General features: G+C 38.9%; 19 protein-coding genes and 3 pseudogenes. 13 read left to right on the top strand and 9 right to left on the bottom strand.

The window, feature by feature from the left end:
• Nucleotide 1 precedes the first annotated feature (1 nt).
• Nucleotides 2-163 (bottom strand): annotated as a pseudogene (locus HHA41_RS08170) (IS6 family transposase); the annotation flags it as partial.
• A gap of 93 nt (nt 164-256) precedes the next feature.
• Entirely contained in the window at nt 257-649 is a 393-nt protein-coding gene (gene cadR / locus HHA41_RS08165) for a Cd(II)/Pb(II)-responsive transcriptional regulator (RefSeq protein ID WP_000550240.1), read from the bottom strand.
• 89 nt (nt 650-738) lie between these two features.
• On the opposite strand from cadR, the gene HHA41_RS08160 reads away from it, so the two are divergent.
• The 4 genes and pseudogenes from HHA41_RS08160 (at nt 739) to HHA41_RS08150 (ending at nt 4,621) form a co-directional block, all read left to right on the top strand.
• Nucleotides 739-2,019 (top strand): cation transporter, encoded by a 1,281-nt coding sequence (locus HHA41_RS08160; RefSeq protein WP_005093338.1) that lies wholly within the window; start codon nt 739-741, stop codon nt 2,017-2,019.
• Between the two features lie 63 nt (nt 2,020-2,082).
• Nucleotides 2,083-2,787, top strand: coding sequence for an IS6-like element IS1006 family transposase (locus HHA41_RS08155; RefSeq protein WP_104988045.1), 705 nt, complete (start codon nt 2,083-2,085; stop codon nt 2,785-2,787).
• Between the two features lie 902 nt (nt 2,788-3,689).
• Nucleotides 3,690-3,820, top strand: a pseudogene (locus tag HHA41_RS13240) (cation transporter); the annotation flags it as partial.
• A 186-nt stretch (nt 3,821-4,006) separates the two neighbouring features.
• Nucleotides 4,007-4,621 carry a thiol:disulfide interchange protein DsbA/DsbL gene (locus tag HHA41_RS08150; RefSeq protein ID WP_160255356.1) on the top strand — a complete coding sequence of 205 codons (615 nt, stop codon included), beginning with the start codon at nt 4,007-4,009 and terminating at the stop codon, nt 4,619-4,621.
• Between the two features lie 76 nt (nt 4,622-4,697).
• Here the strand turns inward: HHA41_RS08150 and HHA41_RS13235 are convergent.
• Nucleotides 4,698-4,811: pseudogene (locus HHA41_RS13235) on the bottom strand (TetR family transcriptional regulator); the annotation flags it as partial.
• A 70-nt stretch (nt 4,812-4,881) separates the two neighbouring features.
• Here HHA41_RS13235 and HHA41_RS08140 point away from each other — a divergent pair.
• Complete coding sequence (locus HHA41_RS08140; RefSeq protein ID WP_168461316.1) at nt 4,882-5,814, top strand: IS5-like element ISAba12 family transposase; 933 nt, start codon at nt 4,882-4,884, stop codon at nt 5,812-5,814.
• Between the two features lie 70 nt (nt 5,815-5,884).
• Here the strand turns inward: HHA41_RS08140 and HHA41_RS08135 are convergent, their stop codons facing one another.
• From HHA41_RS08135 to HHA41_RS08120, 4 genes are all read right to left on the bottom strand, one after another.
• A complete protein-coding gene (locus HHA41_RS08135; RefSeq protein ID WP_168461315.1) occupies nt 5,885-8,362 on the bottom strand; it encodes a heavy metal translocating P-type ATPase in 2,478 nt (825 codons plus the stop codon).
• Between the two features lie 176 nt (nt 8,363-8,538).
• Nucleotides 8,539-8,733 (bottom strand): heavy-metal-associated domain-containing protein, encoded by a 195-nt coding sequence (locus tag HHA41_RS08130; protein WP_004679365.1) that lies wholly within the window; start codon nt 8,731-8,733, stop codon nt 8,539-8,541.
• Between the two features lie 463 nt (nt 8,734-9,196).
• Nucleotides 9,197-10,078, bottom strand: coding sequence for a CopD family protein (locus HHA41_RS08125; protein WP_168461314.1), 882 nt, complete (start codon nt 10,076-10,078; stop codon nt 9,197-9,199).
• Nucleotides 10,079-10,142: 64 nt separating this feature from the next.
• Nucleotides 10,143-10,523, bottom strand: coding sequence for a copper resistance protein CopC (locus tag HHA41_RS08120; RefSeq protein ID WP_168461313.1), 381 nt, complete (start codon nt 10,521-10,523; stop codon nt 10,143-10,145).
• A 351-nt stretch (nt 10,524-10,874) separates the two neighbouring features.
• On the opposite strand from HHA41_RS08120, the gene HHA41_RS08115 reads away from it, so the two are divergent.
• From HHA41_RS08115 to HHA41_RS08090, 6 genes are all read left to right on the top strand, one after another.
• The gene (locus tag HHA41_RS08115) at nt 10,875-11,117 is read left to right on the top strand and encodes a DUF2789 family protein (RefSeq protein ID WP_004281876.1); all 243 of its coding nucleotides are present in this window, start codon (nt 10,875-10,877) and stop codon (nt 11,115-11,117) included.
• A 726-nt stretch (nt 11,118-11,843) separates the two neighbouring features.
• Complete coding sequence (locus tag HHA41_RS08110; RefSeq protein WP_004681444.1) at nt 11,844-12,275, top strand: hypothetical protein; 432 nt, start codon at nt 11,844-11,846, stop codon at nt 12,273-12,275.
• Between the two features lie 28 nt (nt 12,276-12,303).
• Complete coding sequence (locus HHA41_RS08105) at nt 12,304-12,576, top strand: DUF2933 domain-containing protein (RefSeq protein WP_004755892.1); 273 nt, start codon at nt 12,304-12,306, stop codon at nt 12,574-12,576.
• Entirely contained in the window at nt 12,573-13,223 is a 651-nt protein-coding gene (locus HHA41_RS08100; RefSeq protein ID WP_016658846.1) for an isoprenylcysteine carboxylmethyltransferase family protein, read from the top strand. The genes HHA41_RS08105 and HHA41_RS08100 overlap by 4 nt, the downstream gene beginning before the upstream one ends.
• 11 nt (nt 13,224-13,234) lie before the next feature.
• Entirely contained in the window at nt 13,235-15,610 is a 2,376-nt protein-coding gene (locus HHA41_RS08095) for a heavy metal translocating P-type ATPase (RefSeq protein ID WP_058870634.1), read from the top strand.
• A complete protein-coding gene (locus tag HHA41_RS08090) occupies nt 15,607-16,890 on the top strand; it encodes an MgtC/SapB family protein (protein ID WP_168461312.1) in 1,284 nt (427 codons plus the stop codon). The genes HHA41_RS08095 and HHA41_RS08090 overlap by 4 nt, the downstream gene beginning before the upstream one ends.
• Before the next feature lie 38 nt (nt 16,891-16,928).
• Here HHA41_RS08090 and HHA41_RS08085 read toward each other — a convergent pair whose 3' ends face one another.
• Both HHA41_RS08085 and HHA41_RS08080 read right to left on the bottom strand, forming a co-directional pair.
• Nucleotides 16,929-18,329 (bottom strand): heavy metal sensor histidine kinase, encoded by a 1,401-nt coding sequence (locus tag HHA41_RS08085; protein ID WP_168461311.1) that lies wholly within the window; start codon nt 18,327-18,329, stop codon nt 16,929-16,931.
• Nucleotides 18,322-19,002, bottom strand: coding sequence for a heavy metal response regulator transcription factor (locus HHA41_RS08080; RefSeq protein ID WP_168461310.1), 681 nt, complete (start codon nt 19,000-19,002; stop codon nt 18,322-18,324). The genes HHA41_RS08085 and HHA41_RS08080 overlap by 8 nt, the downstream gene beginning before the upstream one ends.
• Nucleotides 19,003-19,150: 148 nt before the next feature.
• Here HHA41_RS08080 and HHA41_RS08075 point away from each other — a divergent pair, with 148 nt between their 5' ends.
• Complete coding sequence (locus HHA41_RS08075; protein ID WP_005021637.1) at nt 19,151-19,447, top strand: hypothetical protein; 297 nt, start codon at nt 19,151-19,153, stop codon at nt 19,445-19,447.
• 89 nt (nt 19,448-19,536) lie between these two features.
• A partial coding sequence (locus HHA41_RS08070; RefSeq protein ID WP_168461309.1) for a multicopper oxidase domain-containing protein occupies nt 19,537-20,841 on the top strand: 1,305 nt, incomplete at its 3' end.

The following is a 20,841-nucleotide window of genomic DNA, read 5'->3' as shown; positions in this document are numbered from 1 at the left end:
TATAACGTTGAACCCAACGGTAAATAGTCGTGTGATCAACATTCACACCCCGTTCGGCCAGCATTTCCTGCAGTTCACGATAGCTAATGCCATATTTACAATACCAGCGCACAGCCCAAAGAATGATTTCGCCCTGAAAATGCCGACCATGGAAAGGATTCATATGCTGCACCTTTAGCTAAAACAGTCTTCAGCTTACCATTCGTGGTTATTTGCAACAGTGCCGATTTTTTGAAAAAAGCATAGGTCTAGATAATCAAGCTAGATTTTTTAAAACTCCACATTGGTCAATTGTACATAAACCATCACAAGTACCTCTTAAATCAGATAGTTGTTCAATAAGCTTTTGTTGCTTGATTATATTTTCTCTGATAGCACTGACATGTAAGTCAATTAATTCATTCACATCTGAACAATTTTTCTCAGGTTTGTCTTTATAGGTAAGTAATTGACGAATTTCATTCAAACTCATATTTAAAGTTCGGCAATTCAAAATAAATTTAATTCGCTCAACATAGCCTACATCGTAAAGGCGGTAATTTCCTTCCGTTCTTTCCGGTTCCGGAATTAAACCTTCCTTTTCATAAAACCTAATTGTTAATACTGAACATGAGGTTTTTTTAGAGAGTTCACCAATTTTTAAATGCATTGAGTTAGTATTTCCAAAGATTCTTGACTCTATAGTAACTATAGGGATTCTAATATTCAAAGTTTATAATTTTTTTAATGGGTATAATTATGAGTGGTTGTGGATGTAGTAAAGAAACACCATGCGAAGATAAGAAATCTCAACAAGAAAATCATCCATCAATTGCAGAAGCAAACAATTCAAAGAATTGTGATAATACGCTTAGCTGTTGTGGTGAAGAGGAAGAAAAAAAATCTTCATCTCCTTGCTGTAACACTTCAAACAGTTGTGAAGATACCGCACAATCCTGTTGTGGTTCTGATCCCAAAGAAAATTTAAGCACTGAAGACGTTTTAAAAGATTCGCACTACATGAGTGAATACTTAGTTCCCAAAATGGATTGTTCTGCGGAAGAACAGATGGTTCGTATGGCGCTATCTTCAATTGATGGTGTTCAAAAACTCATCTTTGATTTACCTAACCGTTCTTTAAAGGTTCTACATAATCAAAAAGATGAAAATATAACCACCAAACTTGAAGCTTTGGGTTTTGGTGCAAAGCTTGTGAAAACTGAAACTTATATAAGCAATCAGCAGGCTAAGCAAACAAGTACCTACACCATTCCTAAAATGGATTGCTCTGCTGAAGAGCAAATGGTCCGTATGGCTCTTGCAGATATTGAAGCAGTTAAAGGTCTTACTTTTGATCTTCCCAATCGAAAACTGAAAGTCTTCCATAATGAAGGGATTCAGCAAATTACGGCTAAACTCGAAGGACTGGGTTTTGGGGCGAAACTTGATGAAATACAGCTTTCTTCAGGCGATATACCTAATGAACCTGATCCTGTGAGACAAGCTAAAGTACTTAAACTGTTATTAGGTATTAATGCTCTACTTTTCTTTATAGAATTCATCAGCGGTATTATTGCTGCGTCTACAGGATTGATTGCTGATTCTCTAGATATGTTTGCCGATGCAGCCGTTTATGGTATTGCGCTATATGCCGTCGGAAAAGCTGCGAAATATCAAATAAAAGCAGCCCATTTCGCAGGTTGGATTCAGTTATTACTTGCTGTTATCGTGATTGTTGATGTCATTAGACGATTCATGTTTGGAAGCGAGCCAGAATCAACGCTCATGATTGTTATTGGCCTGCTCGCACTTATAGCTAACGTGACATGCTTATATCTTATTTCTGGTCATCGAGAAGATGGCGCACATATGAAAGCCAGTTGGATTTTCTCGGCGAATGACGTTGTCGTAAATATGGGCGTTATATTTGCCGGTGTACTCGTGGCGTGGACGGGATCAGCTTATCCAGACTTAATCATTGGCATACTGGTTTCTTTATTCGTACTTAATGGTGCCCGAAAAATTTTGGCTTTGAAGTAAGGGCACTGTTGCAAATAACCACGAATGGTAAGCTGAAGACTGTTTTAGCTAAAGGTGCAGCATATGAATCCTTTCCATGGTCGGCATTTTCAGGGCGAAATCATTCTTTGGGCTGTGCGCTGGTATTGTAAATATGGCATTAGCTATCGTGAACTGCAGGAAATGCTGGCCGAACGGGGTGTGAATGTTGATCACACGACTATTTACCGTTGGGTTCAACGTTATGCTCCTGAAATAGAAAAACGTTTACGCTGGTATTGGCGTAATCCTACAGATCTGAGCTCGTGGCATATTGATGAAACCTATGTAAAAGTGAATGGACGATGGTCTTATCTGTATCGTGCAGTCGATCAACGTGGCGATACCATTGATTTTTATCTTTCTTCTAGACGTAATACCAAATCAGCATATTGTTCTCTTGGAAAAATTTTAAATAATGTGAAGAAGTGGCAAATTCCACAAGTGATCAACACGGATAAAGCACCCACATATGGACGTGCTTTATCACGGTTAAAACGGGAAGGTAAATGTCCACCAGACCTTGAGCACAGGCAGATTAAGTATAAAAATAACGTGATTGAATGTGATCATGGCAAGCTAAAGCGGATCATCAGGGCCACATTAGGATTCAAATCTATGAAGACGGCTTATGCCACAATTAAAGGTATTGAAGTCATGCGTGCACTACGTAAAGGACAAGCATCGTCATTTTATTATGGTCAGCCTCAGGGTGAAGTGTGTCTAATCAACAGGGTTTTCGGTCTCTAAGTACTTTTTAAAGGGAACATCATCGACTCAAATCTCTATTTGCAACAGTGCCTAATTAAATCCCTTACAATTCAAATTTTTCAGCAACGACTTATCTTTGTTAAAATAGTATTAATTTATTTTTTTTAGGACAAACCTTAACAAAATTACAAATTTGTAATTTGGTTGTCATTTAGGTGTATACATCTAGGAATTAGTATATGAAGAAATTATTTTTTGGTCCAAGATATGATTAGATTCAATAATATATATATGAAGATTGTTTTAGTTATTTTTACTATAGTTTTTTCAACCAGTAGTTTTGCTGATGGGGGACTTCGTTTCTTAGAGAAAAATTTAGAAATAATTAACAATGAAAAAAGCAAAGGGTGTGAAGAGAATTAATTCAAAATTATAATGAAGCACATATAACTAGGAAAACTAAAAATTAGTTATTTTTAGTATGGTGTAACTAAGATTAATTAATTTTTTTAAATCGAATGATAAATATATTTATTGTTTTTAATTTATTCTTTACCATTTTCAAATTTTTAAATAGTCCGAAAAGACTATTTTAAACTTTAGGGTTACATATGCTCCTATACATAGGCAGGAATAAATATGCAACTTAGTATATTTGCAACAATAGTACTGGAAAGATTCATGTAATAATGCTTAAAACTCTCTAATTAGTTAGGGAGGCATTGGAATTGGAGAAAAAAGTAAAGTGCCCACTAGCAAATGTGGTTATTGGAGGAATTATCTCATCAACCCTTCTTATGTTGGTTTTATTACCAATATTGTCCCGGTGGATAAATGAAAAGAAAGCTTCTTGACCAATTATAGTAAGCAATTTTTAGCAGAAATATTGAGGCTTACTCAAGTCTCTCAGCTAATCGTAAATAGAATAAGGAAACTATTGTATGTCAGAAGATCATTCTCAGAGCCACGCGGCTGTTACTGAAGAGAATAGTAAGAAGCTAATATTTACTGTAGGTTTGACCACTACGTTTTAATCGTAGAAATTATAACCGTTTTTATTACTCAAAGTTTAACTTTTGTGATTATCTAAAAACACATAGCGGTCGAATGGCCATATTAACTGACTTAAAATCAGTCGCATACTTTAATGTAGCGGTTCTGATAGCACAAAAGTTCGCAGCATGAAAACGGAACCGGCATAATTGATTTATAGTGAACCCATACACTAAGCATAATGATTTAGAGGACGATAATCCCAATGAAAAAATTCCTTTTAGGAGCTGTTGCCGCATCTGTTTTGGCTTTTTCAGGCAATGCTATGGCCAATTTTGTGGCAGGTCAGGACTATCAGGTGGTCGCAAAACCAGTCAAAGTCGAAAAACCGGGCAAAATTGAGGTACGTGAATTCTTCTGGTATGGCTGTGGTCACTGTTTCACGTTGGAACCGCATATGCAGGACTGGTTGAAAAAATTACCCAAAGATATCCGTTTTGTACGTACACCTGCTGCAATGAACCCGCTTTGGGAACAGGCTGCACGTGCTTATTATGTTTCAGAAGCCCTGGGTGTGCGTCAAAAAGCACATTTACAGTTATTCCATGATATTCATGACAAGCAGCGTCCAATTTTAGAACAGGCACAATTGGCCAAGTTCTATACCCGTTATGGTATTTCTGAAGAGAAATTTAACACGACTTATAAATCATTCCCGATTTCGTCAAAAATTGCTCAGGCAAAAAAATTGACTGCTCAATATCAGTTAAGCGGTGTACCAGCGGTGACCGTGAATGGTAAATATATTGTGCAGGGCAATGATGCCAAAGTAATTCAGGTGGTGAATTACCTGATTGAAAAAGAGCGTAAAGCCAAATAAGACGCGATTGATTATCTCTAAAAAAAACCTGCATCGAATCTGCAGGTTTTTTTATTTAAACTGGAGGAATGGTTATTTACGTCCTGACTGCCGGATCTGGTGTTTCTATCGGCGGGCGATACCAGTGTAAAATTCCTCGGAATAAGAGCTGCATCTGCAACACGCTTTGCGCTTTAAAGTCATGGGATTGAATATGAATCGTGGATGGCTTTGTTGCACAAACCTATCTGTAAAGGCTTTTTCAGCGATATAATTTTCAAATGAAGAAGCCTGCACACAAAATCTACCGCACAACCAATTGGCCCGCATATAACCGAGCACTCATGAGTCGCGGAAATATTGCCATTTGGTTTGATCCTGCTACGCAATGGTATGCTCCATCAAAAGGCAAACAAGGGCGAAATCAAACCTACTCCGACGCAGCTATCCAATGCTGCTTAATGATTAAATCCTTATTCCGTCTATCTTTACGTATGGTCACTGGCTTTGTGCAAAGTCTGATTAAACTTTGCGGATTAAATTGGACCGCTCCAGATTACACCACGCTTTGTAGAAGACAAAAGCATATTGATATTGTAATCAGCTACCAAAAAAGTAGCGATGGGCTGCATCTACTCATGGACTCTACAGGCATGAAGTTTCTAGGTGAGGGCGAATGGAAACGCAAGAAACATGGACCTGAATATCGTCGCCAATGGCGTAAACTTCATATTGGTATAGATGCTAAAACCCTACAAATACGAGCAGTTCAGCTTACAACCAATAATGTCAGTGATTCACAGGTGCTTGGTGATTTACTTAATCAGATTCCACAAGATGAGCGGATTGACTCTGTTTATACCGATGGAGCTTATGACACCAAGCAATGCCGTCAGGTCATTGCAGATCGGCAAGCGCATGCGGTGATTCCACCTAGAAAAAATGCGAAACCATGGAAAGATACAAAGAGTAGCTCGCTAGAGCGAAATGAATTACTTCGAGCAATTAAACGTTTAGGCAGGACACTATGGAAAAAATGGTCAGGCTATCATCGGCGAAGTTTGGTTGAAACTAAGATGCATTGCATCAAATTATTAGGAGATAAACTCAGTGCAAGTAGTTTTGATAGCCAAGTCAATGAGATCCATGCACGTGTGGCAGTCCTTAACAGATTTACGGAATTAGGTCGACCACTTACCCAAGTTACGCCTTAAATTTGGCTCAATTAGGGGCGCTTTGCATTTCAAATCTTTGTGCAACAAAGCCAATGTATATAAAAAATGGTTAAATAATTGCAAGGGGGGCTTTAAAACGTTTTAATCGTAAAGCATTTCCTAGTACAAATATTGACGAGAGAGCCATTGCACCAGCAGCAAATACAGGAGAAAGTAGCAGTCCAAATTGCGGATAAAGTACACCTGCTGCAATAGGAATCAGAGCTGCATTGTAAACAAATGCCCAAAATAAATTTTCACGAATATTGGTTATAGTCGCTTTGCTTAAAGCGATAGCATTTGGCACTCCTTTCAGGTTGCCAGACATCAAAACCACATCAGCAGCTTCAATAGCTACGTCTGTACCTGTACCTATTGCTAAACCAATATCTGCTTCTGCAAGTGCAGGGGCATCATTAATGCCATCTCCAACATATGCGAGTTTACCATATTGATTTTTTAATTTTTTAACGGCCTCTATTTTACCTTCTGGTAAGACTTCTGCAATAACCTCATCAATACCTAGTTTTTTTGCAATCGCTTGAGCTGTATGACGGTTATCACCTGTAATCATGGCAACCTTTAAACCTAACTGATGTAACGCTTCAATTGCAGCAAATGTTGATTCTTTAATTGGATCTGCTACAGCAATAATGGCAGCAAGTTTCTGGTCAATCGCAACATAGAGAGGGGTTTTTCCTTCTTCTCCCAAACGATCCGAAAATTGAGAAAAAACATTAGGATTCAAACCTAGTTTTTCCATATATCGATCTGCACCAATATGAACCAAATGTTCAGACACCGTTGCTTCTATTCCATAGCCCGTGACTGACTTGAAATCAGCAACAGGAGACAGGATTAATTCCTTATCTATAGCGGCTTGTACAATTGCTCGAGCAATAGGATGCTCAGACTTTGATTCAACGGCTGCCATAAGTGAAAGTACGGCATTGTATTCAAACCCTTCTAAGACATGCAGATCGGTTAAAATTGGTTTCCCTTCAGTCAGGGTCCCTGTTTTATCAACAGCAACCACTTTAGTTTCTTTGAGCAGCTGCAAAGCTTCCCCTTTACGGAATAAAACACCCATTTCAGCACCACGCCCAGTTCCCACCATGATTGATGTAGGCGTTGCAAGTCCCATTGCACAAGGACATGCAATAATGAGTACCGCAACTGCATTAACTAAGCTAAACGTTAGGGCTGGCTCAGGGCCGAAGATAAACCAAGTAATAAAAGTTAAAAGAGAGAGACCCATTACTACAGGTACAAACCACATGGTAATTTTATCAACCAATGCCTGAATCGGCAGCTTGGAACCCTGTGCCTGTTCAACCATTCGGATGATTTGAGAAAGCACTGATGAACTACCAACAGAGGTGGCTTTGATATTTAAGCTGCCACTTTGGTTAATTGTTCCTCCTACCACAGTAGAGCCTATCGTTTTTTCAACGGGCATAGGCTCGCCAGTAATCATGGATTCATCAATAAAACTTTGGCCGTGAATAACTTCACCATCGACAGGGATACGCTCGCCTGGTCTAATCTCTACAATCGTTCCTGTTTGAACTTCGGCAATCGGAACTTCTATCACCTGATTATTGAGCTGTATTCTGGCAACTTTAGGCTGCATTCCAACTAGATGTTGAATTGCTAAAGACGTTCGGCCTTTTGCCTTGGCTTCAAAAAATCTACCTAATAGAATTAAAGTGATAATAACCGCTGCAGCTTCATAATAAACATTGACCGTACCTTGTGGCAGGACACTTGGAAAGAAAGTAGCAACCACTGAATAAAGATAAGCAGCCAATGTTCCTACAGCCACCAAGGAATTCATGTCTGGTGCTAAGCGGAATAAACTTGGGATGCCCTTTTTAAAGAAGCGTCGGCCTGGAAAAATTAATGCTACTGTGGTCAAGAAAAATTGCATTAACCAGCTATTTTGTTGGCCAATGTTATCCATCATAAACGTATGAAAGGCGGGAATCAGGTGTGATCCCATTTCTAAAATAAAAACGGGTAGAGTCAATAAGACTGACAAAATTAAATCTTTTTTAAGTTTTTCTAATTCAATATTCTTTTTATCTTGAAAGCTTTCCGTAGTTTGATGAACTGACTTTGCTTCAAACCCTGCTTTGGTCACAGCCTGAATTAACGAGTCACGAGTGACAGATGAGCTTGCCTGAATAGTCGCTTTTTCAGTAGCCAGATTTACATGTGCTGATTCCACACCCTCAACAGATTTTAAGGCTTTTTCTACTCGACCTACACAAGAAGCACATGACATACCCTCAATCGTAAGCTCTATTGGTTGCAGCGCTTCCACTTCGTAGCCTGCTTTTTCTACGGCTTTAATTAGAGTAGCGCGATCAAGTGGTTGATGCGCATAAATGACTGCTTTTTCGGTAGCCAGATTTACATGAGCCGACTCAACACCCTCAATAGATTTTAAGGCTTTTTCCACACGGCCTACACAAGAAGCACATGTCATCCCCTCAATCTCTAATGTTTCACTGTAGTGTGGCGTATCAGTCATTTCGGTACTCATATACGATCTCTATCATTTAGATATGCTGAGTTCTATATGCGAAGATCAGCTCGAACCAAGATAATTGGGAATTCAGGCAGCACTTTTATTGCAAGCAAGTACAGATTTTATCTGTACGATGAGAAAAACAAGAGTAAGTAAAGTGATAAGGGATTACCACTTTACTCTAACAGAGATTAAGCAGGCTCAGCTGTAAATCCACGATCACCGAGAGTGGCAATGACTTTATCCTGACTAACCGTTGTGTTGATTTCAACGATACGGTTTTGTAAATCAATATCGAGTGATGCATTCGAGTCGAGCTCTTTAATTGCAGTAGTAATGCCTCGTGCACAACCACCACAAGTCATATTAGCGATGTGAAATTTCATATGTTGCTCCTTTTTAACAAAATATTTGTTTAAACCATTAGAACAGTAACTCTAAACTTTCACCATACAACCAGCCTTTCTCTGAATCAGTTACTTGCTGTAACTTGGTCTGTTTACATCCATAGTTTTCATCAGAGTATTCTAAAGCATAGCGTTCTAATGACTATAGTAAAAGTACTTAACCAACATTAACGTGACTTAAAAATGACATTTTTGTCATCTACGATCACTTTGAAATTTATAAGATAGTTATTTCAATCAATAGTAGTGAACTGAATAGATGAGACTCTTATGGATTGAAGCTAAAAACCGGTGACTACCTTTAATGTATAAATGCCTTATGATGCGAGTTTACTGTTCTGATTGTCGTAAGCTGGCAGTCTAGTAGAAACTTTATTGCTCAGCTACAAAAGATAAAAGTACTAATGTTAAATTTCCTCAATAACCTTATTTTGAAATTCTCTTATTCAATACCCACTACTGTTGTTATATAGCCGGTTGTTAATAGAATTGATAGGCCTAATAACATCTCAAATAAAATGGCATGACTAAGGTGTTTAGCAAATTGAGGATGTTGCAGACGCGGAGTAAAATACCATTTATTAAAGGCTGCTAAAAGCAAAATGCTTATAACAAACAATATTTTAATAATCAAAGCATGACCATATGGAGTATTGAGTAAGGTATTAAAATCTTTAATTAAAAGAAGAGCTACACTAGCGCCACAGGCGATTAATATCCCAACAATGAAAGCAGCAATACGTCCAAATACATGCATGCGATCTTTTAAAGGTAAACCACTTATTTCCCGGCTGGTTTTCCATAACGGATATAAAGACCCCATCCATAACGACATAACTAGAATATGGATTGATAATAAAATTTGAGCAAGTAAGGTTAAATTAGCGACATGTCCGAGCTGGGAAAAACTAAAAATAATCGGGATAAGTAAAATACAAAATATTGAACTTTCAATTATAGAAAACTGACCTTTGTTCCTGTTAACTTTAACCACCATGAGAAGAAGTAAAAGAGCAAAACTAATAGAACGAAGAACGTATATATACCCCGTCGGAGTATTAACCAATATATTAATATACGTGGGGTCCACCATCCCTGTAATACCAGTATTGGCAAAACTACCAATCAGAATAAAAAATCCCAAGGTACTGGAAATTAGGCCTAATCCAGCGCCAATTGTAATATATTTAAGAATCGATTCTTTTAGTTCAAGATATTGTCTCAGTAAAAAATAGCAAAAGGCTCCACCAACGACAAAAGCTAAACTTAAATATAAAATAACCTTAGTTAACCAAGTGGCCCACATCCAATATTCAGAAATCATTATTTTTGTCCATTCTAGAACAACATGCCAGCACCTCACTGACATGTTGAAAGGTAATCAATTCTTATTTAGTTGATTTGATAGTGAAACTATATTCACCATTCATGTTGTGGCCATCTTTCCCCATTGTTGTCCAGACAACGGTATATTTACCTTTTTTCAGTTTCGGAAGAGCGACATCAAAGGATTTCTTTAAGTCATGAGTAACTTCATATTTTAAAGGAACATCTCTTCGCTGAGCATCCAGTAACTTAATATTCATCAACATAACCTCTGCACCAAAGTTAAGGGTCAAGCTCTTTGGTTGACTAAGGATAGATGCATTTTCCGCAGGAATCGCACTCACTAAACTCACATGAGCGAACGTAGTTGTAGTAGCCACAATCATCGTTGCAGCTACTACAACATTACGTAGAGCAGTCATTTTATTTTGAAATAATTTCATTTACGTTTCCTCTTGATTCGTTAGTTCATTAGAGATGACTTTATAAAATCTATATTTAATGAGACCACATCATCTCCTCTTATATTTCAATTATTAGTGAGAGACAGAAACAGAGCGATGACTTCAAAATTACATTTTTGTCATTTTTAAAATTTAAAATCTTTAACTATTAAAATAATCTTATTGAAAAATAATGATCATTTAACAAACAAATTATGTAGGTGGTTGATTTATGAAATGTAGTAATCATTTTGTCTAAGAAAATAGTAGCTATTTAATTTTTTATATTTTATTTTAAATATAAACATGTTATGTTTAATTTGATCTAATATAAATTTGTGGGCTAAGCACATGACTCAAACACGTCCAAGAATGACCAAATTATTTGAACAGCTTGGTTTAGCTTCTACTGAAGAAGCAATTGCAAAATTCATAGAGAGCCATCAGCTAGCTGGAGATGTTTTTTTAACACAAGCAATTTTTTGGACTGATGCTCAACGTCATTTTTTAGAAGAAAAACTACACTCTGATGGTGAATGGACGACAGTGATTGATCAATTAAATGAGTCTTTACATGAAAATTCAGTAAAATAATTTTCCGTTAGTATTAAGGATCTACATTCTTCCCTGCATTGAATACAACTCATTCATACAGTAGTACTGTTTTGGAGATGGAATCTCTATTATATAAGTAGTAGATTCCTTACTCTGAAATTTGGATTATAAACCCTAATATTAAAAATAATCTTCTTTACCTTCTATCGGCTTTGTTGCATAAATATGTAAGCATCTGATTTAAATAAATTTAATTTTGGATCAAAAAATAATCAAAACTTCTAAAATCATATAGTTATGAAATCTTTGTGCAACAAAGCCCCTTCTATCTAATAAATATACCAATAAGTTTAATAATTAAATTATCCACCCTTTTTTCTATAAAAAACTATTTTGATCAACTGTATTTTTTCTTTAAAGGAATAACAGTGTAAATTACATTAAGAATGTGTCTCTAACTAGCCTTGGAGTCATCTAATCATTTCATTTTTATTTTTTTAAGCACATAAAATCATAACAACTTTAATAGTTTTAAAAGATTAATATTAAATAAAATTTTTGTCATCTCAGCATAGACTATATATTTCGAGAAGATCTCAAAATTACATTTTTGTCATTTTCAAAAAATAATTAATTAATAGTGCTAAAATTTTTAAGAGAGACAGAGAATAACCAAATATTTCATCAGTTTAGTAGTCAAATTCCTAGACTCTGTTCAGTACTAAAACATAGCTTTTACTTCCAAATTATTTAAAGGAAAAAATTATGATGAAATTCAAAAACATTTTTTTGGGCTTATGTATCGCAGCCGCGTCATTGAATACATTTGCACAGCAATCCGATGAACACAAAGATCACCACCCTGAAAAAACAGCACCATCTGCAGTAACAATTAAGCAAACAGTTACCAGCACCACTGCTACAGATAAAATGGCTGCAATGGACCAGCACATGAAAGCAATGCAAGCCATGCATGCAAAGATGATGGCTGCAAAAAACCCTCAAGAACGTCAAAAACTTATGGCTGAGCACATGAAACTCATGCAAGGAGGTATGAGCATGATGAAACAGATGAGCGGCCAAAGCATGAATGCAAATATGGCTGACCGTCAGCAAATGATGGAAAAACGTATGGACATGATGCAATCCATGATGCAGATGATGATGGACTGTATGCCTCCCTCCACAACTAAATAATTACCCATGAATTAGAGAGGGAAGCACCATGAACCATCAACCTCAAGAACATAATTCAGTACCTAACTTTTGGTCTACACGTTATGCCATCGGCCTATTCGTGATTGGTGGTGTGGCAGCCTATTTTCTCTTAACCGAGCATTTGGCCCATGTCGTTGGTGTTTTACCCTTTTTACTCCTTTTAGCATGCCCACTCATGCATATTTTTATGCATGGTGGTCATGGACATCACCATCATCAACAGAAAAATCCAGACACATCAGATAATAAAAAATCACGCGAACCAGGAGACCCCTCATGAATCATGCGGAATCGGCCTATGGTCTGTGGTGGCTCGTCATCATAAATTCGGCAATTTTCATTATGTTTGCCTTCAGTTTTTTTAAACCCGCCACAGCACGAGACTGGCGTACTTTTAGCGCTTTCTCTGCTTTCATCATTGCATTGTTTGTCGAGATGTATGGTTTCCCTTTAACCATTTACCTGTTGTCAGGCTGGCTACAAACTCGCTTTCCTGAACTTGATTTGCTGTCGCATAACTCAGGTCACTTATGGTCAACGCTACTGGGTGAAAAGGGTGATCCACATTTTGGCATTCTGCACATCGCGAGTTATATTTTTTTGGGCTATGGTTTCTATTTACTATCAAAAGCATGGCAGGTGTTGTACCACGCACAACGTCATCACCAATTGGCAGTAAGCGGACCCTATGCGCGCATACGCCACCCGCAATACGTAGCTTTTGTAATGATCTTGCTGGGTTTTTTATTGCAATGGCCAACTTTACTGACACTGATTATGTTTCCGATCTTACTGATTATGTATGGGCGCCTAGCAATCACGGAAGAGGCTGAGATGAGTAAACAGTTTGGTACTGTCTATGACAGCTATGCTCAACAGACTCCAAGATTTATTCCAAAATTCGGCCATAAAACCACTTTACCATAGGAGAATTATTTATGTCAGATCAAAAAAATCATAACCAGGACCATATGGCACAGGCTACAACAGACGTACTGAAAGACCCAGTCTGTGGTATGACCGTCACTGAAGAATCGAAATACCATGAGGAATTTAAGGGGAAAACTTACTTTTTTTGCAGTGATAAATGTCAATCAAAGTTTCATAGCAGCCCGGTGCAATATATCGCTAAACCCGCAACGACGACTGCCGATGCACATACACAGCATCATCAGACTGTTCAACACGTTAATGCGGCAAGCACAACAGGTACGACCATCTATACATGCCCAATGCATCCAGAAATCAGGCAAGATCATCCTGGAAACTGTCCTAAATGCGGAATGACACTGGAGCCACTCATTCCTGAATTAGAGGAAGATGAGAATCCGGAGTTACGTGATTTCCGCCGACGCTTCTGGTGGACACTGCCATTGACCATCATCGTGACTTTTTTGGCGATGTTTGGTCATCAAATGAACCTGTTCAATATGGCTGTTCAGAGCTGGATTGAACTGGTGTTGTCACTCCCAATTGTACTTTGGGCAGGTTGGCCATTTTTTTCCCGGGGTTGGCAATCGGTTGTGAATCGCAGCCCGAACATGTGGACGCTGATTGGTTTGGGCACTGGAGCTGCATTTATTTATAGTGTGGTCGCAACCATTGCACCGCAAATCTTCCCAGACTCATTTATTTCCATGGGTCGTGTCGCTGTTTACTTTGAAGCTTCAGCGGTCATCATTTCATTGACCCTACTGGGACAAATATTGGAGTTAAAAGCACGTTCGCAAACTTCTGCTGCAATTAAGTCACTCCTTGGGCTCGCTCCTAAAACAGCTCGCCGAATCCTGCCTGATGGAACTGAAGAAGATGTTCCTCTAACGCATGTCCATGTAGGAGATTTACTCAGAATTCGCCCAGGTGAAAAAGTGCCTGTGGATGGTGTAATCACTGAAGGAAGTAGTTCAGTGGATGAATCGATGCTGACAGGTGAACCTTTACCTATCACTAAACGTATCGGCGATAAAGTCATTGGAGCTACCCTGAATACCAATGGTTCATTGATCATGCGTTCAGAGAAAATTGGTTCAAGTACCATGTTATCCCAGATCGTACAGATGGTGGCGCAAGCTCAACGATCGAGAGCACCAATGCAACGTATGGCTGATCAGGTAGCAGGTTGGTTCGTCATGGCTGTAGTGATCATTGCCTTGCTTACCTTCTTTGTATGGGGACTATTCGGCCCAGAAGAATCAAGCTGGGTTTATGCATTAATCAATGCTGTGGCAGTACTCATTATTGCCTGTCCTTGTGCACTAGGCTTGGCAACTCCAATGTCTATCATGGTTGCGACGGGTAAAGGTGCTACTCATGGTGTGCTGTTCCGTGATGCAGCAGCCATTGAGAATCTACGCAAGATTGACACACTAATCATCGATAAAACAGGTACGTTAACTGAAGGACGCCCTGTATTCGATCGTGTAGTTGCCGCATCAGGTTTTGACGAATCTGAAGTATTACGTTTAGCCGCCAGTCTTGATCAAGGCAGTGAACACCCGCTAGCCGAAGCGATTGTAAACGCAGCACACGAACGTGGCCTGTCTCTTGAAACACCAGATAATTTTGAATCAGGCTCAGGGATTGGTGTTCGAGGTCAAGTGGGCGATCGTCAGTTAGCTTTGGGCAACACAGCACTGATGGAGCAATTAGGTATCTCGGTACAATCTCTGATTCCGCAAGCCGAAGAGCTGCGTTCGGAAGGTGCAAGTGTGATGCATCTAGCCATCAATGGTGAATTGGCCGGTCTGCTTGCAGTATCCGATCCCATCAAAAAAAGTACCCCTGAAGCACTTGCCACCCTGAAGGAAGCGGGTCTACGTATCGTGATGGCAACAGGAGATGGTCTCACCACTGCCCGTTCAGTCGCAGCACGTCTAGGCATTGATGAGGTACATGGCGAAGTCAAACCCGCAGATAAACTAGAACTGGTCAGCAAATTGCAGAAGGAAGGTCGCATCGTGGCTATGGCCGGTGATGGCATCAATGATGCACCAGCCTTGGCTAAAGCTGATGTCGGTATCGCTATGGGAACCGGGACTGATGTTGCAATGAATAGTGCCCAAGTTACGCTGGTCAAGGGAGATTTACGCGGTATCGCGGTTGCCCGTTCACTTTCGGAAGCTACTGTCGGCAACATGAAACAGAACCTCATGTTTGCTTTCCTTTACAATGCTTTGGGTGTCCCTATCGCGGCTGGCGTACTATATCCATTTACCGGTTGGTTGTTGTCACCGATGATTGCCGCCTTGGCTATGAGTTTGAGTTCAGCTTCAGTCATCACGAATGCCCTTCGCCTGCGAAATAAAAAGTTATGATAGAGAGTTCTTTTCTTCCACCAGATGTATCAGGCCTGATTGCAGCACTTGCCATCGGCCTGCTCATTGGTTTAGAACGAGGATGGCACGATCGTGAATTGCCCGAGGGCAGCCGAGTAGCAGGCCTACGTACCTTCACATTGACAGGATTGCTCGGAGGAGTGCTCGGTCATTTACAACCAAACTTCGGGCCTTGGCCGCTGGTCGCGGCCGTATTAGGGCTTTCCTTATTATTAACAGTGTCCTACGCGCGTACCGCAAAACTTTCCGGTAATCTAAGCGCTACCACGACGATCGCGATGCTGTTGACATTAGTTTTAGGTGCATATGCATCCCATGGTAATGTTACTTTAGCATTAACCGCGGCTGTAATCGTCGCTGTATTTTTGGATCTCAAGCCAACCTTACACGGTTGGCTACGCTTGATAGAGCATCGTGAATTAACCGCATCCCTGCAGTTGCTGGTACTTTCTGTCGTTATATTACCCTACTTACCCAATACGGGTCTGGGACCTTTTGCTGCATTAAATCCTTACCAGTTATGGTGGGCAGTGATCCTGATTGCCGGACTCTCTCTGGCAGGTCATTTTGCCATGCGGCTTACCGGTTCAGAAAGAGGCATATTCTGGACAGGTCTATTGGGTGGTTTGGCATCTTCTACAGCTGCAACTGTCGCACTGGCACGCTATACACGCCAGCACCCCGTCATGGTCAGTGCTGCTATTTCTGGAACATTGGCTGCCTGTGGCATCATGTTTTTTCGTATGGTTGTGCTGATAGGCGTCATTGAGCCAGCATTGCTAAGCACTTTTGGTGGTGCAATGATGATTGCGGGAATCCTTCTGCTGGGTATGGCATTGTGGAGACAACGCCAAATTACCAGCGCTGAAAACAACGATCGAACAATAGAAGCAATGGCTCCTTTTGATCTTGGGACAGCATTCAGCTTCGCTGCTTTCCTGGCTGTCATGGCAGTCTTGGTCCCGGCAGCAAAACAATGGTTGGGCACCAGCGGCATCTTCGTATTATCGACTATTTCTGGGCTAGCAGACGTAGATGCTATTTTAGTCTCACTTGCCCGCCTGCATAGTACTGAAGGCTTAACAACAAATGTGGCTGCTGTCGCGCTAGGGCTGGCCACACTGAGCAACATGTTAAGCAAAGCGACAATTGCATGGATGACAGGGGGGGCACAGTTTGGCCGAGCTATCATATTTGGCTACACAATTGCCATGATAGGTGCTGGCGTAGCTCTGGCTCTCAGTTTGAGCTTTATGTAAGGTCAACTCGGGTAAATGGAAGATGTTCAAAAAATGAGTTAAAATGATTTCCCTTGCATGGATTCACTTTGAAAAACAATGGTAAAAATGATTCGACCATTGAGGGATTCAGCCTGGATGGTCGCCCCAAGCATATCAAGAATAGATTTTGTTATCGCGAGCCCTAAGCCGGTTCCTTCTTCTGTTCTTTGTCTAGATGCATCTGTTCGATAAAATCGATCAAATAACCTGGATAGTTGTTCAGGAGAGATTTCAGGGCCTTCATTTTCAATTGAAAATATTGTGTTATCTAAATTCTGTTGAAGTTTTATGCGTATTGTAGAATTCTTATTTCCATATTTAACTGCATTAGATAATAGATTGCTGAGTGCTCGACGTAACATAGCAGGATCACCTTTGACATTTCCAGATCCTGTTTGTTGAAGCGTCATATTTTTTTCGGCAGCTAGCGCATCATAGAAATCAAATAAGGCTGTAACTTCTTTAACCAGGTCAATATTCTGTAAGTTCTGTAATTTTAGGCCATGTTCTGCTTTTGCCAAGAAAAGCATATCGGATACCATTCGAGCCAAACGTTCTAATTCTTCTAAATTAGAAAATAGTACTTCTTGATAGGTACTGGTATCTCGTTTACGGGCAAGACATACTTGAGTTTGAGTCATTAAGTTATTAATCGGTGTTCTAATTTCATGCGCTAAATCAGATGAAAAATCGGAAAGCCTTTCTAAAGCTGATTCTAGTCTGTCGAGCATATCATTGAAGGCAATTGCTAATGATTTTAGTTCTGTTGGTGTGTGCTCAACTTCTAAACGTTCTGAAAGATGTTGGGCAGAAATGCCTTCTGCGACCTTAGCCATTTTTTGCACGGGTCTTAAACCTCTCCAGGTTGCAAACCAGCCTAAAAACATTAAACAAATCGTACCGGCTAAACCAATGTAAAAAAGTTGACGCTTAAAATCATTTAAAAAATGTAGATGTTCAGATGTATCGATCCCCACAATAATGCGTACAGATTGTATTTCAGTATTTTTGTTTATATCCGTGTTGTAGATCATGCCACGATAGGTCTTATTCTTAATTTTCCATTTAATCCAAGGGTTATTTGCTGACTTGATTAACTGTTGAGTATTAATGATTGAAGGTGTTGAACTAAATAAAATCTGACCTGCCGGTCGTTCTATTTGGACCATAAGATCATGGTGTCCAACTAAAGCATCTTTCAAATATAGATCAAGTTCTGGAGAATTTTTAGGATGCTGTTGGAGAAGATTCTGAATAAGCTGGATTTTACCTTCTAATTGGGTACGATCTTGCGTTTCAAAATGATGCATCACTAATTTATGGATGAAAAACCCCATCATAATGAGAATGCATATAGTCGATAATGAGAAAATAATACCAATACGAAAACTGATAGATTTGAATAATTTATTATTCATCTTCTACCTCTAATACATACCCCATTCCTCGAATATTCTGAATTAACTTAGGGGTAAAATTACTATCTACTTTATTTCTTAATCGTTTAATAGCGACTTCAACTACATTTGTATCACTATCAAAGTTCATATCCCAAATTTGAGATGCAATAAGTGCTCTTGGTAGAATTTCACCTCTTCTACGCATAAAAAGCTCCATAAGCGCAAATTCTTTAGCCGTCAGAGCAATGCGTTGACCTGCTCGTGTTACCCGACGTTTTCTCAAATCAAGTTCTAAATCAGCAATCTTAATAATATTATTATCTTCTCTTTGTTGCCCTCGTCTAAGGAGCGTTTTTATTCGAGCTAGAAGCTCTGCAAAAGCAAAAGGCTTAACTAAATAATCATCAGCGCCTAGCTCTAATCCTTTTACTCGATCTTCGATTTGATCTCGGGCGGTAAGAAAAAGAATGGGCATTGTTTTACCGCTGCTACGAATATCATTGATAATATTCCAACCATTTAGTCCAGGTAACATCACGTCTAAAATAATTAAGTCATACTCTTCAGAAAGAGCTTGATGTTTACCCGTTAACCCATCTGTAACCCAGTCCGTAATATAGCCAGCTTCGGATAAACCTTGCTTGAGATAATCACCAGTTTTTTGTTCATCTTCAACTAATAGTATTCTCATTTCCGAATCCTAAGTCATTCATTAAAACTATAATAACGTTATAAAACATCTGATCGAGATAGATTACAAAAATGTCATTTTCAAGTCACTTAGATGTTCAGTGCTTCACTTTATTGTAGTAGCAAGAAATTAACTTTTAGAGAAACTTATGAAAACTGTAGTGCGTCGTAGTCTAACAATTTTAATGTGTGCTGGAACTTTAATTGCTGGTACTCAATCTTGGGCAAAAGATGTATCAACCTCAAGTGCCACTAAAACGGTAAAAGCACAGGAACCTTGTACAAAACCTTGTAAAATGGAAAAAGATGACAAGACTCAGCAAGATCATAGTCAACATCAGTCTCCTAACTCATCTGACATGTCAAAAATGGATCATGCTATGATGAATATGGACCATTCTAAAATGGATCATTCAAAGATGAATATGCCTAGTAGCAATAAATAATTTTATAAATAGCGAGAAAGAAGTATTAAAGTTTATACTAAATATTTGCTTTATTACTTCAATCTTGACCTTTCTAAAGGTGAGATAGAATGTCAAATAAGTTAAGTCATGTACTCTTAATTGGAGTTGGTTTATTTTCATCAACTTGGGTAATGGCGGCAGTTAAAGAATATGATTTAACAATCGCTGAACAAACTGTAAATATCACAGGAAAACCAGTTGAGAGAATTACTGTAAATGGTAAATTCGTTGCACCACTTCTTGAATTTGAAGAAGGTGATGAGGCCGTTATCCGTGTTCACAATAAGTTAAAAAATCAGGACTCTTCAATCCATTGGCATGGCTTATTATTACCTGGAATTATGGATGGTGTACCTGGATTTAACAAATTTCATGGCATTGCCCCTAATACAACTTATGAATATAAGTTTAAAGTCCGCCAAAATGGTACTTATTGGTATCATTCACATAGTAAAGGACAAGAACAAGACGGTTTATATGGTGCTTTTGTTATTTATCCTAAAGATAAAACTCCACTAACAGCTGCTGAAAAAACCGATAAAGATTACGTTGTTTTGCTTTCTGATTTTCATAATTCAACAAGTGATCAAATTATGAAAAATCTTAAAAAAGAAGCAGATTACTATCAGAACCGTCGCGAAACAGTATTCGATGTATTAAAACAAGTTAAACGTGATGGATTAAAGGCAACTTGGCAAGACCGCTCTATGTGGAATCAGATGCGGATGTTGAAAACAGATATGTCCGATGTGACTGGTTATACATTTTTAATGAATGGCAAAACACCTCAGCAAAACTGGACCGGTAATTTTAAAGCTGGAGAAAAAGTTCGCCTTCGTTTTATTAATGCTTCCGCTATGTCATTCTTTGATGTACGCATTCCAAACCTAAAAATGACTGTAGTCAGTGCTGATGGTCAACCTGTAAAGCCCGTTCCTGTAGATGAGTTCCGTATTGGTACTGCTGAAACCTATGATGTCATTGTGGAACCAAAACAAGCACATTACCAAATTGAAGCTGAATCTATTGATCGTACCGGTTTTTCAGTGGGAACATTACATGAAGAAAGCAGCCCAGCAGTCAAACAAATTGAGATGCCTAAGCCTCGTCCTCGTTCTTTATTGACTATGGAAGATATGGGAATGAATCATGATATGTCATCTATGAAAGATATGAATCACGATATGTCTTCTATGAAAGGTATGGATCATGATATGTCTTCTATGAAAGGCATGAATCACGATATGTCTTCTATGAAAGGTATGGATCATGATATGTCTTCTATGAAAGATATGAATCATGATATGTCTTCTATGAAAGGCATGAATCACGATATGTCTTCTATGAAAGGTATGGATCATGATATGTCTTCT

Source organism: Acinetobacter sp. A1 (genome assembly GCF_012371315.1).
Classification (GTDB): Bacteria; Pseudomonadota; Gammaproteobacteria; order Pseudomonadales; family Moraxellaceae; genus Acinetobacter.
Note: the sequence above shows the minus strand (reverse complement) of the source record. Positions and strands in the feature narration are given on the sequence as shown.

Bases quoted from the DNA above. Each gene is read 5' to 3' on its own strand.
- cadR (WP_000550240.1), bottom strand. From the start codon at position 649: ATGCATTTAAAAATTGGTGAACTCTCTAAAAAAACCTCATGTTCAGTA.
- HHA41_RS08160 (WP_005093338.1), top strand. From the start codon at position 739: ATGAGTGGTTGTGGATGTAGTAAAGAAACACCATGCGAAGATAAGAAA.
- HHA41_RS08155 (WP_104988045.1), top strand. From the start codon at position 2,083: ATGAATCCTTTCCATGGTCGGCATTTTCAGGGCGAAATCATTCTTTGG.
- HHA41_RS08150 (WP_160255356.1), top strand. From the start codon at position 4,007: ATGAAAAAATTCCTTTTAGGAGCTGTTGCCGCATCTGTTTTGGCTTTT.
- HHA41_RS08140 (WP_168461316.1), top strand. From the start codon at position 4,882: ATGAAGAAGCCTGCACACAAAATCTACCGCACAACCAATTGGCCCGCA.
- HHA41_RS08135 (WP_168461315.1), bottom strand. From the start codon at position 8,362: ATGAGTACCGAAATGACTGATACGCCACACTACAGTGAAACATTAGAG.
- HHA41_RS08130 (WP_004679365.1), bottom strand. From the start codon at position 8,733: ATGAAATTTCACATCGCTAATATGACTTGTGGTGGTTGTGCACGAGGC.
- HHA41_RS08125 (WP_168461314.1), bottom strand. From the start codon at position 10,078: ATGATTTCTGAATATTGGATGTGGGCCACTTGGTTAACTAAGGTTATT.
- HHA41_RS08120 (WP_168461313.1), bottom strand. From the start codon at position 10,523: ATGAAATTATTTCAAAATAAAATGACTGCTCTACGTAATGTTGTAGTA.
- HHA41_RS08115 (WP_004281876.1), top strand. From the start codon at position 10,875: ATGACTCAAACACGTCCAAGAATGACCAAATTATTTGAACAGCTTGGT.
- HHA41_RS08110 (WP_004681444.1), top strand. From the start codon at position 11,844: ATGATGAAATTCAAAAACATTTTTTTGGGCTTATGTATCGCAGCCGCG.
- HHA41_RS08105 (WP_004755892.1), top strand. From the start codon at position 12,304: ATGAACCATCAACCTCAAGAACATAATTCAGTACCTAACTTTTGGTCT.
- HHA41_RS08100 (WP_016658846.1), top strand. From the start codon at position 12,573: ATGAATCATGCGGAATCGGCCTATGGTCTGTGGTGGCTCGTCATCATA.
- HHA41_RS08095 (WP_058870634.1), top strand. From the start codon at position 13,235: ATGTCAGATCAAAAAAATCATAACCAGGACCATATGGCACAGGCTACA.
- HHA41_RS08090 (WP_168461312.1), top strand. From the start codon at position 15,607: ATGATAGAGAGTTCTTTTCTTCCACCAGATGTATCAGGCCTGATTGCA.
- HHA41_RS08085 (WP_168461311.1), bottom strand. From the start codon at position 18,329: ATGAATAATAAATTATTCAAATCTATCAGTTTTCGTATTGGTATTATT.
- HHA41_RS08080 (WP_168461310.1), bottom strand. From the start codon at position 19,002: ATGAGAATACTATTAGTTGAAGATGAACAAAAAACTGGTGATTATCTC.
- HHA41_RS08075 (WP_005021637.1), top strand. From the start codon at position 19,151: ATGAAAACTGTAGTGCGTCGTAGTCTAACAATTTTAATGTGTGCTGGA.